The sequence below is a fragment of the Hymenobacter gelipurpurascens genome (assembly GCF_900187375.1).
Lineage (GTDB): Bacteria > Bacteroidota > Bacteroidia > Cytophagales > Hymenobacteraceae > Hymenobacter > Hymenobacter gelipurpurascens.
Genome location: NZ_FYEW01000001.1, coordinates 2,140,094 through 2,155,578, shown reverse-complemented (window position 1 = coordinate 2,155,578; position 15,485 = coordinate 2,140,094). Strand labels below are relative to the sequence as shown.

The window sequence follows — 15,485 nt, the reverse complement described above, 5'->3', positions numbered from 1 at the left end:
AACTGTATAAGCCAGCCTTACTCTGGCAGCACTAGCTCCCGGGGCAGCTCAAACTTGAGGCTGCGGCTTTTGGCGCGGCTATGTAGCTGCTGCAGAAAGTCATCCAGCTCGGCTTTGTATTCCAGCCACAGGTCTTCGTGCAGATTTTGGAGTACCAGCTGCGTCGTGCGGGCCGCTAAGCGCGCTGTGCTCGTGTAGAAGCCCGCATATACGCTCTCAAACTGGCCCGTGTAGTTCTCGAAGATGTGCCGCAGCGTGTAGAGGTTCAGGTCAACTTCCAGCCGCTTGTCTTTCGTGATGCGGCGGGCACGCGCTACCTCTTTACCGGCTTTCTGAAGCGCCTTCGTGAGGCTGCGGTTGAGCAGGCGGCCAGTGGCACCTACGGCAAACAGCTCATGAATCTGGTCGGAAGCCTGTTCGAATACAGTTTCTACAGTTACTTCAGGTAGCAGCTCAAAGCTGAGGGTATCATACAGCTCAGCGTCGCGGCGGGCAGCGCGCAGGAGCAGGGTTTCCTTTTCCTTGTCGGACAAACGTTTGAGGGCACGTTTAAAATCAGCGGACGGAACAGGCATCAGGAAAGGGCTGATAAGTGGAGTGGTGACAGGCAGGATACGGCAATTGCCGGAAGGCAGACGCAGACCCGAAAAGTACGGCAGAATTCGCAACGCGGCTGGCTAGGCCACTTCCGTAGGTCGTTTGGCGCTCAGCTTTCGCAGCTATTAGCGAATTGCTATAGTTGCCCGAAACGATTCTACAGGCAAGGGAGTTATAGTAGGCCAGTTGAAACCTCAAAACCGGCTTTTCGCCCGTTTTTCTGTATTTTTGTGCCATGAACAGCAAACCGCAAATCGAGTACGACGAGGACGTTCTGCTCCTGGAAGAAACCACCGACGTGCGCGACCTTATCGTGTACAACGATGATATCAATACCTTCGACCACGTCATCAAAACCCTCATTGATGTGTGTGGCCACGAGCCCGAGCAGGCCGAGCAGTGCACGCTGCTCATTCATTACAAAGGACAGTGCACAGTAAAGCATGGTGCCTACGATGAGCTGACGGGTATGTGCACCGCCATCCACGACCGGGGAATTTCGGCTGATATTCTTTAGCGGAATTCTTAAAAATATCTGCTGTCTCGGGCACCCCAACGGACCTATCCGGTAGGAAGTGTTGTTTAGCTGTAGGCCTGTAGGCGTACTACCGCAGGTCCTGGATAACAGCTCATTTTTACTTCTTTTTGACCTGAATGGAATTTCCTTCCAAACTGATAGAAAACGCCGTTGGTGAATTATCGAGGCTGCCGGGCATTGGGAAGAAAACCGCCCTACGCTTGGCCCTGCACCTGCTGAAGGCCGAAACGGATACCACGGCTTCCTTGGCAGAGGCGCTGGCCAAAATGCGCTTCGAGATTCGCTACTGCGATACCTGCCATAATATCTCCGATACGCCGGAGTGCGCTATTTGCGCCAACCAGCTGCGCGACCAAAGCACGGTGTGCGTGGTGTCGGATATCCGCGACGTAATTGCCATTGAGAACACGGCCCAATACCAGGGCATGTACCACGTACTGGGCGGCGTAATTTCACCAATTGAAGGTATCGGGCCCGCCGACCTGACGATTGATTCGTTGCTGGAGCGCGTCACGAAGGAGGGCTCGGAGATCCGGGAAGTGATTCTGGCCATCAGCCCCACGATGGAAGGCGATACTACCGCTTTCTACTTGTCGCGGAAGCTGCGCGATTTGCCTGAAGTGCACGTCAGCAGCATTGCCCGCGGCATCCCGATGGGCGGCGAGCTGGAATATGCCGATGAGATTACGCTAGGCCGCTCTATTGTGGAACGTCAGCGCCAGGCCCGGCAATAATCCGGCTAAATAACCTGCTAAGTATAAGCCCGCCGGATATTTCCCGGTGGGCTTTTTCAATGGTAATTAACTCGGTGTACTCTAGGCGCGGTCGGTAACGGTTTGGAGATAAGTAGGATATAAAATAAGTGCCTGAGCCGTGGCTATTCAAGCGCTTCAGCTCGTAAAGCCGCAAAGCACAAATTGCCATTGGGCAAGAAGCTAGGATATGAATACAGTAGTTTATGATTCGCCGGGCTTCACTCTCATTCAAGATAGCTGCCAAGAGTGGCTGTTGCTGGAATGGCGTGGCCTACACGATGCAACTACTATCGAGCAATGTTGCGGGATAGTGTTGGAAAACGTTCGGAGAACCCGATACACCAAGATCCTCGACGATGCCAGCGAAATTCTGGATGGCTGGAGAGAAACGATTGACTGGATCGAGAAAAACTTCTTTCGTCGCTTGGCGGCCGAAGGAGTGCAGTATGTGGCTCTCGTAAACGCTATGGACTGGCCGGCCCGGCAGTGCATGGGAACTCTGTTGCGGCACATAGAGCAGCCCCGGGTTGATATGTTTGATTTCGATGAAGTAGCGCAGGCGCGTACGTGGTTGCAAGCTGCATCGACGGTCCCTGCACGGTAGGGGGAAATCCGGTGGGGCAGCTAGGCGCGTAGTAGATAAGTGGCCTGCCGAGAAGCAAGGGTTGCAGTATAGCTGACAGGAGGGAGGCCTACGGATTGAGCGCGGGCCACGGGAATACTGTTCAGCTAGCAGCAACCCAACTGATCGGGCATTGTAGGAGGCACACAATGCTGCCGGAGTAGCAAGGGTGCGGGCAATCCTTGCTACATTTCGTACCTTGTTCTGCTGCTTTTGTTCCTGTGCTTTCTTCCGTGAAGCTTTCTGTCATCATCGTCAACTATAACGTCTGCTACTTTCTGGAGCAGGCGCTGTTGTCGGTGCGGCAGGCCACCGAGAAGCTACAGGAGCCTGTGGAGGTGTTTGTGGTGGACAATAACTCGGTAGATGGCTCTGTGGCTATGGTACGCAGCCGCTTTCCGGAAGTACACCTCATCGAGAACCACGAGAATCTGGGCTTCTCGAAGGCCAACAACCAGGCCATCGGTCAAGCGCGCGGCGAGTACGTGTTACTGCTCAACCCCGATACGGTAGTGGAAGAAGACACCTTCCGCCAGTGCTGCGACTTTCTGGATGCACACCCCGACGGAGGTGGCCTAGGCGTGAAGATGCTCGATGGGCAGGGCTGTTTTCTGCCGGAAAGCAAGCGCGGCCTGCCTACTCCCAAAGTCGCTTTCTGCAAAATATTTGGGTTGGCCTGGTTATTTCCCAAGTCGCGGCGCTTTGGGCGCTACCACCTGGGCTACCTGGATAAAGACCAGACCCACGAGGTAGAGGTGCTGAGCGGCGCTTTCATGTTCATGCGCCAGACCGCGCTGGCGCAGGTAGGCCACCTGGATGAAGACTACTTCATGTACGGCGAGGATATTGACCTCTCGTACCGATTGACCCAGGGGGGCTGGAAGAATTACTACTACCCCGGCACCCGCATCATTCACTACAAAGGCGAAAGCACCAAGCGCACGAGCGTGAACTACGTGTTCGTGTTCTACCAGGCCATGGTGATTTTTGCCCGCAAGCACTTTGCCCCGGGCCGGGCCGGCGTGTTTAGCCTGTTGATAAACCTGGCTATCTGGCTGCGGGCGGCGGCGGCGGTGGCCGAGCGGTTCTTGACTCAAGCGGCCCCTGTTCTTCTGGACGCTGGGTTAGTTTACGCAGGAATGTATTTCCTGAAGAGCTTCTGGGAGCAGATTCACCGATATGCACAGGTGCCCTATCCGGAAAAATACATGCTGGCAGCAGTACCGCTGTATCTGCTGGCTTGGCTGGTATCTGTGTACCTGAGCGGGGGCTACGACAAGCCCACCAAAGCCAGCCGGATTATACGCGGTGTTCTGCTCGGTACGGTGCTGATTTCGGCCGTTAGTAACTACTTCGAGGCGTGGCGCTTCTCTAATGCCCTGATCGTGCTAGGCAGCCTGTGGAGTATAGCGGCGCTGCTTGCCCGACGACTGCTGGGCAATTGGCTGCAGTATGGGGTGTGGGGGCTGGCAGTGCATCAACAGAAAAACGTTGCTATTGTGGGTTCCCGGCAGGAAAGTGAGCGAGTACGGCAGCTGCTGGAGCAATTTGGCGTGCAGGCCCGTGTGGTGGGCTACATTGCACCCGATGTGCTGCTGGCTCCGTCGCCGGAGTTTCGGCAAACGGCGGTAGGGGCTGCCACCGTCTGGGAAGTATCGGAGGCCGCCCACGCCACAAAGCCCGCCGGCGACTTGCTGGGCGAGATTCGTCAGCTCGACGATATTATTCGGATGTATGAGCTAAACGAGCTGATTTTCTGTGGCCGCGACCTTTCAGCCAGTCAGATAATTTCTCTCATGGTGCGCCTGCCCCAGACCCCGGCAGTGGCCTACAAAATTCTGCCGCAGGATAGCGAGTACATTATCGGCAGCTCCCGCAAAGATGCCCCCGGCGACTATTACGCCCTCGATATTACCCTGAACTTGGTGCATCCGCAGCACGTGCGCAATAAGCGTCTGCTCGATATCGTCAGCAGCCTGCTGCTGTTGCTGCTGGCTCCGGTGGCGCTTACCCTGCAAAAGCACCGTTTGGGCTTTCTGCGCAACTGCCTGCGCGTGTTGGGTGGCTCACGTACCTGGGTAGGCCTGCGCTACGCGGCCGCACCCCGGCGGCTGGCCCGTGCCATTCTGTCGCCGGCCGATGTAGGCCAGTCGGCTACGCCGCTGCCAGAGGCTACCCGTCGTCGCTTGGAGCTGCTCTATGCCAAAGACTACGAAACCAGCACCGACCTGGGTATTCTGCTGCGCTGCTTCCGGTGGCTGGGCCTGGAGCACTAACGACGCGTCATCCTTTCGTGGTCGGGGCTGAATGCGTACCTTCCACTACTTTTGCCCCATCCCTTAACCACCCCAAGTGCCGCTTATGTCTGACGCTACTGCCCTTGCCCCCACGACCTCCGTGCTGTCTGATCGTATCAATGCCATGCACGAGTCGCAGACGATTGCCATGGCCAAAAAGGCGCGGGAACTCGTCGCGCAAGGGGTTGATGTTATCAGCCTGAGCTTTGGGGAACCAGATTTCCAGACACCGCAATACATCAAGGATGCCGCCAAAAAGGCGCTGGACGAGGGATTTACCTTCTACACGCCCGTTCCTGGTTATCTGGACTTGCGCCAGGCCATCTGCGAGAAGCTGCAGCGCGACAACCACCTGGCCTACAAGCCCGAGAATATTGTGGTGAGCACCGGCGCCAAGCAGGCCCTGGCCAATACCGTGCTGAGCCTGGTGAACCCCGGCGATGAGGTAATTGTATTTGCGCCCTATTGGGTGAGCTACGAGGAGATGGTGAAGCTGGCGGAAGGCACTTCGGTGGTGTTGATGGGCTCACTTGAGAACGACTTCAAAGTGACGGCAGAAGAGCTGGAAGCGGCCATTACGCCCCGCACGAAGCTTATCATGTATTCATCTCCCTGTAACCCCACCGGCTCTGTTTTTTCGCGCGAGGAGTTGGCCGCTATTGCAAAAGTAGTGGAGCGCCATCCGCAGGTGTATGTACTGGCTGATGAGATTTATGAGTACATCAACTTTGTGGGCGAGCATGTTAGCATGGCGCAGTTTGAGGAGGTGAAAGACCGGGTAATTACGGTAAACGGCTTCTCGAAAGGCTACGCCATGACGGGCTGGCGCCTGGGGTACTTGGCCGCAAACAAGGAAATTGCCAGTGCCTGCGAAAAAATACAGAGCCAGATTACTTCCGGCACCTGCTCCATTGCGCAGCGCGCCGGGCTGGCGGCACTGCAAGGCGGCCGCACCTCTGCCGATGAGATGGTAGAGGCCTACCGCCGCCGCCGCGACATGGTACTGGAGCTGGTGAAGGATATTCCGGGCTTCCGTACGCCCACGCCTAGTGGGGCCTTCTACATTTTCCCCGATGTAACCGGGTACTTTGGCAAGCAAACCCCCGACGGAAAAACCATCAACAGCGCTTCTGATCTGGCCCTTTTTATGCTCAATGATGGGCACGTGGCCGCCGTAGATGGGGGGGCTTTCGGGGCGCCTAACTGCATTCGGTTCAGTACCGCCGCTGCCGATGAAAAGCTGCGCGAGGCCTTTATCCGCATCAAGAATTGTCTGGCGAAACTGGCCTAGCGCGGCTTTCTGTGGTTTATGCTCTGTGGGTACACCTTGCTCGGTACCTGCTTGGTGCTAGGCCACTGAAGGAAGGCCCAGCTCTCATTGCACCTGTTTCGCTGACTAAAAGTAAGCGTTACCTACCTTTGCGGCTTCCTTACCAGAATCCTTCGTGATGCCCGCTGCCGTATTGCCTGCTTCTCTGCCCGAGCTATTTGCCGCCTTCAACCAGCTTACCGTCCTGATTGTGGGCGACGTGATGATGGATGCCTACGTGTGGGGCAAAGCCGCGCGCCTCTCACCCGAGGCTCCCGTACCGGTCGTGAACGTGAGCCGCACCGAGCAGCGCCTGGGTGGCGCCGCCAACGTAGCCCTGAACGTGCAGGCCCTGGGCGCTACGCCGCTGCTCTGCGCTGTAATCGGCGACGACCAGGGAGGCGACCAACTGCTTGGCTTGCTCCGGACCTCGGGGTTATCGGCCGATGGCATTGTGCGCAGCTCGCATAGGCCTACCACTGTTAAGCAGCGCATTCTGGCACATGGGCAGCAGCTGCTTCGCATCGACTCCGAAGTAGAGACGGATCTGAACCAGGAGGAAAGCACGAACCTAGCGACAAGCTTTGAGCAATTGCTTGATCGGGCTGATGTGGTGATTTTTGAGGACTACGACAAAGGCGTGCTAAACGCCGCCAGCATCAAGCAGTTCATTCAACTGGCCCGTCAGCACGGCATCCCCACCGTCGTTGACCCCAAGAAGAAAAATTTCCTGGCCTACGAGCACTGCACGCTGTTTAAGCCTAACCTGAAAGAGTTGCGGGAAGGCCTCAAAGTAGAATTCGGCGATACGGAAGCAGATCGTCCGGATTTTGAAGCAGCCGTAGCGCAGCTGCGTGAGGTGCTCAAGCCGGAAATAGTGCTCGTCACGCTATCGGAGCGGGGCGTGTTCGTGGAAAACGGCGAGCTGACGCGCACTTACATACCGGCTCACCTACGCAGCATTTCCGATGTTTCCGGGGCGGGCGATACGGTAATCAGTATTGCTGCCCTATGCGTGGCGCTAGGCCTGCCAGCGCCTGTTACGGCAGCACTGGCTAACCTGGGTGGGGGCTTGGTCTGTGAGCAAGTAGGTGTAGTACCAATAGAAAAACAGCTGCTGCTGGAAGAAGCCCTGGAAAAGCAGGTGCTATAGTCGCAACTGGCTGATGTACAGGTGTTATGCGCGCCGAGTTAATGCCAAGCCACGTTGCCAGTCGGGTATTGGCAGGAACGCATATTATCAGCTTAGTGCAGGTACTAACCTGTTGCTATATAACTGGCTAACGTAGATCGAGGTAGGGGTGTGTGCCAAATACCAGTATCTTGGTGCTAAGCTGGTTGTCAGAAAGCACAGCTGTATATACTTACTGTGTGACTAGGTTTAACGATACCAACTGTAATACAAGAAGTAACAAAGCCCACCCACGCGCTTGCACGTGGGTGGGCTTTGTTACTTCTACAATACTGCTTGAATAGACTAAAGAGACTTTCCTTGCCAGCTCTTTACGGTTTCGATGAAAACCTTCACGTTGTCCGGATTGGTGTCGGGGTACACGCCGTGGCCTAGGTTAGCAATATGGCGGTGTGAGCCGAACTGCTCCAGCATGGCAATAGTGGCGGCCCGTACCTGAGCAGGCGTGCCATACAAAGCACACGGGTCGAGGTTGCCCTGTAGTGTTTTGTCGCCTATGAGGGGGCGTACGGTGCGCGGGTCCTGGTTCCAGTCGAGGCCGATGGTGCGGCAGGGGAGCTGCGCGAAATCCTCCATAGCCCAGAAGGCGCCTTTTGCGAATACCGTGACGGGCACATCCGGAATGGCCTGGCAGATTTCGGCAATGTAGCGGGTGCTGAATTCCTTGTAGTGCGCGGGAGGCAGAATGCCAGCCCACGAGTCGAAAACCTGCACAATGTTGGCGCCGGCCTTCACTTGCGCCTGCAGGTAGGCAATGGTGGTATCCGTAATTTTGCGCAGGAGCTGGTGCGCCAGCTCGGGCTCCTGGTAGAGCATGCGGCGTGCCTTACTGAAGGTTTTGGACCCGTGGCCTTCCACCATGTAAGCCAGAATAGTCCAGGGCGCGCCGGCAAAGCCGATGAGGGGCACCCGGCCGTTAAGGGCACGCTTGGTTACCCGGATGGCTTCCAGCACATACCCTAGATGTTCCTCGGGGTCGGCCACGCGCATGCGGGCCACGTCCTGCGCGTTTTTGATAGTTTCGGGGAAGAGTGGACCGCGGGCTTCTACCATTTCGTAGGTGAGGCCCATGGCTTCGGGCACCACCAGAATATCAGAGAAGATAATGGCGGCATCCACGTCCAGCGCGTCAACGGGCTGGATGGTTACTTCAGCGGCCAGATCGGGGGTTTCTACCAGCTCTTTAAAACCGCTCAGGCGCGCGCGCAAAGCACGGTATTCGGGTAGGATGCGGCCGGCCTGGCGCATAAGCCATACGGGGGTGCGCTCAGTTTCTTCGCCACGGGCGGCACGGAGGAGGAGGTCGTTCTTAAGCACAGAATTAACTAATTATGTCACGGATTCCGCAGAGGCCAGGGCCAGCAGCCGGGGCGCAAAGGTAAGGCTTGGCGGGCAGTTGCCGTATGGCTTCCGCGTTCAATTCGATTACAGCTCTTTCAGCAGCGAACGGACATCCTGCAACAGTTTCTGTTGCTGCTCATCCTCAAGCAGGCCTTCTCGCACAGGAAAGTTACTTTTGCTCCGGCTCATTATGAGACGTCGCGCAGGTACCTGTTTACTATGCTTCAAGTTACCAACTTCCTCTTTCACTGCCTTTATAGTCTGGTTGCAAAGCGACAGGTTTATTCCTCCGGGCGCCTGGATGCAGCAAAAGTGGGATTGGTGGTAGTATATGCTCTGGCGGGTTTCGATATGTTGCTGGGTATTGAAAAGCTTCTGGATGTGAGGTTTATACAGGGTCAGATTACTTTTCTGCTGCTATCTATGCTTCTACTGGGTACTTATGCCTGCTTGCAGATAAGCTATTTTAAACGGCACCTCACCGAAGAACACCTGTCCCAGTACGATGCGGAAATAGGCAGGGTAAGAGTAGGCTATGCGCTTGTCGCCGTCTGGGTGCTGGCACTCGTGTACGCCTTGCCCTTCACAGGCTTACTTGCTCATTAACACGCTAAGCAAACGCTTCCATAAGCCGGATAAGCGAGTTGCCTGACTTGTGTGCCCAGCTACGGCTGGCTGCAGGCTCTACCCAAGTCAAGGCATGTCGGATAGGTGGTATACAGCGCTCAGGTTCTGCCCACTGCCTACCGGCTCAACCCCGGAAACAGAGCTACGATAGCCGTAGCCAGGAAATTAACTCCAATAGCCAGCGTCAGGAAACCCATGATGCGGGCCAGTGCTGCCATGCCTGGCCGGCCCAGGAAGCGCGTGAGGCGCAACGACGACATCAGGATGATGTAGGCCGCCAGCGCCACTAGCACAAAGCCTAGCACAATCAGGCCCATATCGAGCACCGAGAGCTTGCCCGTAAACAGGCCGATGCACACGGCCATGGAGCCGGGGCCGGAGAGCATCGGCATGGCCAGCGGTGTGAAGGAAATATCATCCTTGTGCATACTCTCCTCCAGCGTGGCCTCCGAAACTTTGCTGCGGTTGCCGCCCGGCGTCAGCAAATCGAAAGCCGAGCGCATGAGCAGAATGCCGCCCGCAATGCGCAGGTGATGAATGTTAATACCGAAGAAATTGAGCACGTACTGCCCGGCGAAAAACGACACCGTGAGCACCCCAATCATATACAGGCAGGCCCGTAGGCCAGTATTGGCGCGGGCGGCAGGCGTGTCGTCCTCGGTGAGGGTGAGGAACACGGGCATAGCTCCAAACGGGTTCACGACCGAGAACAGGGTGGTGAAGGTGGCAAGCAGTATCTCCATAAGCAGGCAGGCCGCTAGGGGCCAAGCCAAAGGTACGAGCCTTTGAGAATCAGCAAACAGGAAAAATGCTATGTTTGGAATAAGAACCTCGGTCGGGAGCGTGCGTAAAAGCAGACCCCAGCCGGTTTTGTCCTGTTTTGCTCTCTTCCTCCCTATGAGTACCACGCTTCCTGCTTCTTCCCCCGCCGATGTCGGTTCCCCCACCGACACGCCACTAGTGGGTATTATCATGGGTTCCCAGTCTGATTTGAAGATTATGTCGGCGGCGGCCGAGCTTCTGCGGCAGTTTGGAGTGGCCTACGAAATCACGTTGGTATCGGCCCACCGCACGCCCTACCGGTTGGTAGAATACGCCGAAACTGCTCGTAAGCGCGGCCTCCGCGTAATTATTGCGGGCGGTGGCGGAGCAGCCCACCTGCCCGGAATGGTAGCCGCTTTCACTACCTTGCCTGTCATTGGGGTGCCCATCAACTCGGCTACCTCCATTAGCGGATTAGACTCTATCCTGTCTATGCTGCAAATGCCGGCGGGCGTGCCCGTGGCCACGGTAGCGCTGGACGGAGCTGCCAACGGGGCAGTGCTGGCTACCCAGATGCTGGCCCTCAACAATGCTCGTCTGGCCGATGTGCTTGAAAAGTATCGCAACTCCCTAAAAGATAGAGTAATGCGTACTATTGATGAGCTGCGCAAAGGCGGCTTCAGCGACGATTGAGTCGCCTAGAATCTTTTCAGGCCCCAGGCACTGCCTACACTGACTAACCCTTTCGGATCTACCGTTCCTTCTCAGGCGCATTTCTACTTACTCCTCCTCATTCCCACCTGTGCCCGATCTTGACGCTCCTATCTGGCTGCTGATAGCCCACTGCATAACCCTGCTGTTGGCTGTTGCATCCATTATTGCTACCCTGTTGCCGCTGCTGCGCGAAACGGCCTGGTGGATTCGCATCTTTGATTTTCCCCGCCTGCAGATAGTGGGGGTACAGTTGCTGTGTATTGTGGCAGGCTTAGCGCTGGGCTGGTACAGCCTGGATGGCTACTGGGGCAAAGGACTGCTGCTGCTGCTGGCCATTGCGGTGGCCTACCAGACTTTCCGGATTATGCCCTACACACCTTTCATGGGCAAACAGGTATTCGACAGCACCCTGAAAGACGGTAAGCGGCACCTGAGCCTAGCCGTGATGAACGTACTGCAATACAACAAACAGGGCGCCCAAGCCTTGGCGGTGCTTCAGGAAATAGACCCCGATATCATTATGGCGGTAGAAACCGACCAGTGGTGGTACGAGCAGTTGAAGCCTCTGGAGAAAACGCACCCGCATATTTGCCATGAGCCCTTGGACAATACCTACGGCCTGCTGTTTTTCTCGCGGTTGCCGCTCCGGAATTGCCAGATCAAGTATCTGCTGGATGATGATGTGCCCTCATTGCACTCGCATGTGCAGCTACCCGATGGCAAAACCTGGGTTCGTTTGTTTGGCCTGCACCCCAAGCCGCCGGCACCCGCCGAGTCCAAAACCAGTACAAAGCGCGACGCGGAGCTATTGTTGGTAGGCAAGGAAATAGACCTGAGCGAGGAACCCACCATTGTGTTCGGCGATATGAACGATGTGGCCTGGTCGCACACCTCCGAGCTGTTTCGGCGCATCAGTGGCCTCATGGACCCGCGCGTTGGCAGGGGGTTGTTGCCTACTTTCCACGCCGATTACTCCTTGCTGCGCTGGCCCCTCGACCACGTATTTGTGTCGGCCGATTTTAAGGTGGATGATATGCAGCGCCTGCCCTATGTGGGTTCCGACCATTTCCCTATCTATATCAAGCTCAGCTATGAGCCCCACGATAAGGAAGAGCAGCAGCAAAACCAGGAGCAAGCTGATATAGAAGATCATCAGGAAGCCAACGAGAAAATACGGGAAGGCTTCGAGGAAGAAACGGAAGAAGAGCTGGAAGAATCTAAAAGCGCACAGCCTGAAAAAGAACTGGCTACGTAGCACGCTTCTCCTCATCACGTATTCCATTCAATAAAAAGCCCTTTTGCTACAGTAGCAGGAGGGCTTTTTATTGAATGGAATACGAAACTCAGACTGTCTTACAGTCAAGGATTTAGTATTGATAGCCAGAAGATGTGGCCTACGGTGCTTCATACAGCCAGGCCATCTGGCTTTGGCTTAAAGCAGCAGGCAGTAGCCGCATAATCGTGTTGCGTAGGCCAGTCAGCAAAGGGCTTTCCAACTGGCCTAAGCGGCCGAGCTGCCAGGAGGTGCGCACAATGCGCGTGGTGCGGGGCAGGCGGCGCCGCTCAAAGTGCTGAAAGGCTACCCTGATATCTGAGGTTTGGGTTAGGCAGTTGGCTAGCTCTGCCGCATCCTCAATGGCCATGCCGGCGCCTTGGCCCATATTGGGGGTAGTGGCGTGGCCAGCATCACCGAGCAACAACACCCGTCCGTAGGCCAGGTGACGAAGGGGCTTAAGATCCAGAATGTCATTCCAGAGAAGCTGGTCGTCGCGGGTAAGGCTAAGAAGGGCGGGCACTGGCGCCGCAAATGCCGCAAACTCGCGCTGGAGCTCCGCCACCCGAAACGCCCGAAACGTGGGGTTCATCGGCTTGGGGCTGTTCAGGCAGGCAAACCAATACACCCGGCCGCCACCCACCGGCACATAGCCAAAGCGCCGACCCCGCTCACCCCACACCTCACCCGACTCGCCCACCGGCAGGCCTAGCCCAGATGCATCTACTACCGCCCGCCAACAAGTGTAGCCGGCATAGCGCGGCGTGGCCTCGGGAAGCACTTGGCGCCGCACCCGGGAGCGTAGGCCATCGGCCCCGATCAGGAAGTCGGCGGTGGCCGTAGTGCCATCCGCAAAATGGGCTTCTAGGCCACTAGCTGTTTCCTCGAAGCGCTCAAACGGCTTGCCCAGCAGCACAGTGCCAGTTGGCAAACCCTGCAGTAACGCCCGCTGGAGCGACGCCCGATGCAGGCCTACATTATCGAACCCCAGCTTTTGGGTGAAGACGGAGGTATCGGCAGCCTGCAGCACGCGGCCGTTTTGGTCGAGTAGATTCAGCTGGGTTACGGCCGTTCCGTGCGGCCGCACGATATCGTGGAGGCCTAGCTGCGCTAAAGCGCGCATGGCATTCGCGCCCAGCACAACCCCGGCGCCTACTTCGCGCAGTTCCGGCGCGGCTTCCGCTATGCGCACGGAGTGGCCTAGGCCTATCAGGGCATGTGCCGTAGCCAAGCCCCCGATACCTGCCCCAATGATGAGAAAGTGTGCCATCCTGCTGAACTATAAAGTCAACCAAAAGTATCTAAGAACCCCAGATAGCTGGTGCATCTGATGAGTGCAGCACCATATTTGGTGAGAGGCTAAACATAAAAAGGCCCGAAGCAATTGCTCCGGGCCTTTTATATTCAAGACAAATCCTCGCGGATTACTTGCCTACTTCTTCGTAGTCTACGTCCGTCACGTTGTCGTGGGGCTGACCTTGCTGGCCGTTGCCACCGGGCTGCTGGCCGGCCCCACCGAAGGGGTTGCCACCGTCGGCGCCGGGCTGGCCTTCAGCACCACCTGCGGCGTACATTTCCTGCGAAGCAGCCTGCCAAGCGGCATTGATAGCCTCCATCGACGAATCGATAGCCGTGATGTCTTTGCTCTCGTGGGCCTTCTTGAGGTCGGCGAGGGCATTTTCAACAGCCGTTTTGTTGCCAGCGCTCAGCTTGTCACCGTACTCTTTCAACTGCTTCTCCGTCTGGAAAATCATTGAGTCAGCGGCGTTGATTTTGCCGATGCGCTCCGTCTCAGCTTTGTCAGCTTCGGCGTTGGCAGCAGCTTCGTTGCGCATGCGCTCAATGTCAGCATCGGTGAGGCCGGAAGAGGCTTCGATGCGGATTTTCTGCTCCTTGCCGGTGCCTTTGTCTTTGGCCGAAACGTGCAGAATGCCGTTGGCGTCAATGTCAAAGGTTACTTCGATTTGAGGAACACCACGGGGTGCTGGCGGAATCGAGTCGAGGTGGAAGCGGCCGATGGTGCGGTTCTGCGAAGCCAACGGACGCTCGCCCTGCAGTACGTGAATCTCCACCGAAGGCTGGCTGTCAGAAGCAGTCGAGAAAGTCTCGGATTTCTTGGTCGGAATGGTCGTGTTCGACTCGATCAGCTTGGTCATTACGCCGCCCATCGTTTCGATACCCAACGAAAGCGGGGTCACGTCGAGCAGGAGCACGTCCTTCACTTCACCGGTCAGTACACCACCTTGGATGGCAGCGCCCACGGCTACTACTTCATCGGGGTTAACGCCCTTCGAAGGCTTCTTGCCGAAGAACTTCTCTACCTCTTCCTGAATGCGGGGGATACGGGTCGAACCACCTACCAGGATTACTTCGTCGATATCCGAAGTGCTCAGGCCGGCATCTTGCAGTGCTTTTTTGCAGGGCTCCATCGAGCGACGCACAAGGCTATCAGCCAGCTGCTCGAATTTCGCGCGGCTCAGCTTCACCACCAAGTGCTTGGGGCCTGAAGCGGTAGCCGTTACGTAGGGCAGGTTGATTTCTGTTTCCGTAGAAGACGACAGCTCTACTTTGGCTTTCTCAGCAGCTTCTTTCAGGCGCTGGAGGGCCATAGCATCTTTGCGCAAGTCGAGGCCTTCGTTTTCGCTGGCGAAGGTTTCGGCCAGGAAGTTGATAATTACCTGGTCGAAGTCGTCGCCGCCGAGGTGAGTGTCACCGTTGGTAGACAGTACTTCAAACACGCCATCACCCAGCTCCAGAATCGAGATGTCGAAGGTACCACCACCAAGGTCGTACACGGCAATCTTCTGGTCTTTATGCTTCTTATCGAGACCGTAGGCCAGTGCAGCGGCAGTAGGCTCGTTGATGATGCGCTTTACATCGAGGCCGGCAATGGCGCCAGCTTCTTTGGTAGCCTGACGCTGAGCGTCGTTGAAGTACGCGGGAACCGTAATTACGGCTTCTGTTACGGGCTGGCCCAGGTAGTCTTCTGCGGTCTGCTTCATTTTCTGCAGTACCATCGCTGAAATTTCCTGCGGCGTGTACTGCCGGTCGCCTATTTGCACAGCTACCGTGTTGTTAGAACCGCGCACCAGCTCGTATGAAACGTGCTTCGACTCTTCAGTTACTTCACCGAAGCTGCGGCCCATGAAACGCTTGATCGACTGCAGCGTGTTCTTGGGATTGGTAATGGCCTGACGCTTAGCGGGGTCACCTACTTTGCGCTCGCCTTTACCGTTATCGAGGAACGCCACGATCGAGGGAGTCGTGCGGCGGCCTTCGCTATTCGGAATCACCACCGGCTCGTTGCCTTCCATTACGGCCACGCACGAGTTGGTGGTGCCGAGGTCAATACCGATTATTTTGCCCATTTGACTGGTTATCGTTAGGAGTTGAGGTGTCAGATATCAGTTGCGAATTACTCGCATCAGGGGAGTTACAAGACGCGTACCAGCCCCAGG

At 56.5% G+C, this 15,485-nt stretch carries 14 protein-coding genes; 9 read left to right on the top strand and 5 right to left on the bottom strand.

The features are described 5' to 3' along the window. Positions 1-17 precede the first annotated feature (17 nt). On the bottom strand, positions 18-575 hold the full coding sequence (locus CFT68_RS09060; RefSeq protein ID WP_088843095.1) for a hypothetical protein: 558 nt from the start codon (positions 573-575) through the stop codon (positions 18-20). Positions 576-832: 257 nt separating this feature from the next. Between CFT68_RS09060 and CFT68_RS09055 the strand changes: the two genes are divergently transcribed. From CFT68_RS09055 to CFT68_RS09030, 6 genes are all read left to right on the top strand, one after another. Further along, positions 833-1,114: an ATP-dependent Clp protease adaptor ClpS gene (locus tag CFT68_RS09055; RefSeq protein ID WP_088843094.1), complete on the top strand. Its 282-nt coding sequence runs from the start codon at positions 833-835 to the stop codon at positions 1,112-1,114. 137 nt (positions 1,115-1,251) lie between these two features. Beyond that, positions 1,252-1,869 (top strand): recombination mediator RecR, encoded by a 618-nt coding sequence (gene recR / locus CFT68_RS09050; protein ID WP_088843092.1) that lies wholly within the window; start codon positions 1,252-1,254, stop codon positions 1,867-1,869. A gap of 208 nt (positions 1,870-2,077) precedes the next feature. Next, positions 2,078-2,494 carry a SpoIIAA family protein gene (locus CFT68_RS09045; RefSeq protein WP_088843091.1) on the top strand — a complete coding sequence of 139 codons (417 nt, stop codon included), beginning with the start codon at positions 2,078-2,080 and terminating at the stop codon, positions 2,492-2,494. Positions 2,495-2,745: 251 nt separating this feature from the next. Then, the gene (locus tag CFT68_RS09040; protein WP_088843089.1) at positions 2,746-4,788 is read left to right on the top strand and encodes a glycosyltransferase family 2 protein; all 2,043 of its coding nucleotides are present in this window, start codon (positions 2,746-2,748) and stop codon (positions 4,786-4,788) included. 85 nt (positions 4,789-4,873) lie between these two features. After that, positions 4,874-6,100: a pyridoxal phosphate-dependent aminotransferase gene (locus CFT68_RS09035; protein ID WP_088843087.1), complete on the top strand. Its 1,227-nt coding sequence runs from the start codon at positions 4,874-4,876 to the stop codon at positions 6,098-6,100. Between the two features lie 157 nt (positions 6,101-6,257). Further along, positions 6,258-7,271 (top strand): bifunctional heptose 7-phosphate kinase/heptose 1-phosphate adenyltransferase, encoded by a 1,014-nt coding sequence (locus CFT68_RS09030; RefSeq protein ID WP_088843085.1) that lies wholly within the window; start codon positions 6,258-6,260, stop codon positions 7,269-7,271. 324 nt (positions 7,272-7,595) lie between these two features. Here the strand turns inward: CFT68_RS09030 and hemE are convergent, their stop codons facing one another. Beyond that, positions 7,596-8,627, bottom strand: coding sequence for a uroporphyrinogen decarboxylase (hemE, locus tag CFT68_RS09025; RefSeq protein WP_088843083.1), 1,032 nt, complete (start codon positions 8,625-8,627; stop codon positions 7,596-7,598). A 243-nt stretch (positions 8,628-8,870) separates the two neighbouring features. Between hemE and CFT68_RS09020 the strand changes: the two genes are divergently transcribed. Further along, a complete protein-coding gene (locus tag CFT68_RS09020) occupies positions 8,871-9,257 on the top strand; it encodes a hypothetical protein (RefSeq protein WP_088843082.1) in 387 nt (128 codons plus the stop codon). A 137-nt stretch (positions 9,258-9,394) separates the two neighbouring features. Here the strand turns inward: CFT68_RS09020 and CFT68_RS09015 are convergent, their stop codons facing one another. After that, positions 9,395-10,021 carry a MarC family protein gene (locus CFT68_RS09015; RefSeq protein WP_088843081.1) on the bottom strand — a complete coding sequence of 209 codons (627 nt, stop codon included), beginning with the start codon at positions 10,019-10,021 and terminating at the stop codon, positions 9,395-9,397. 154 nt (positions 10,022-10,175) lie between these two features. On the opposite strand from CFT68_RS09015, the gene purE reads away from it, so the two are divergent. Both purE and CFT68_RS09005 read left to right on the top strand, forming a co-directional pair. Then, a complete protein-coding gene (purE, locus tag CFT68_RS09010) occupies positions 10,176-10,733 on the top strand; it encodes a 5-(carboxyamino)imidazole ribonucleotide mutase (protein WP_088843079.1) in 558 nt (185 codons plus the stop codon). A gap of 109 nt (positions 10,734-10,842) precedes the next feature. Continuing rightward, positions 10,843-12,009, top strand: a complete 1,167-nt coding sequence (locus tag CFT68_RS09005) for an endonuclease/exonuclease/phosphatase family protein (protein ID WP_088843077.1) — start codon at positions 10,843-10,845, stop codon at positions 12,007-12,009. A 139-nt stretch (positions 12,010-12,148) separates the two neighbouring features. Here the strand turns inward: CFT68_RS09005 and CFT68_RS09000 are convergent, their stop codons facing one another. Together CFT68_RS09000 and dnaK are read right to left on the bottom strand one after the other, a co-directional pair. Further along, on the bottom strand, positions 12,149-13,297 hold the full coding sequence (locus CFT68_RS09000; RefSeq protein ID WP_088843075.1) for an FAD-dependent monooxygenase: 1,149 nt from the start codon (positions 13,295-13,297) through the stop codon (positions 12,149-12,151). 154 nt (positions 13,298-13,451) lie between these two features. After that, positions 13,452-15,395, bottom strand: coding sequence for a molecular chaperone DnaK (gene dnaK / locus CFT68_RS08995; RefSeq protein ID WP_088843074.1), 1,944 nt, complete (start codon positions 15,393-15,395; stop codon positions 13,452-13,454). Between the last annotated feature and the right edge of the window lie 90 nt (positions 15,396-15,485).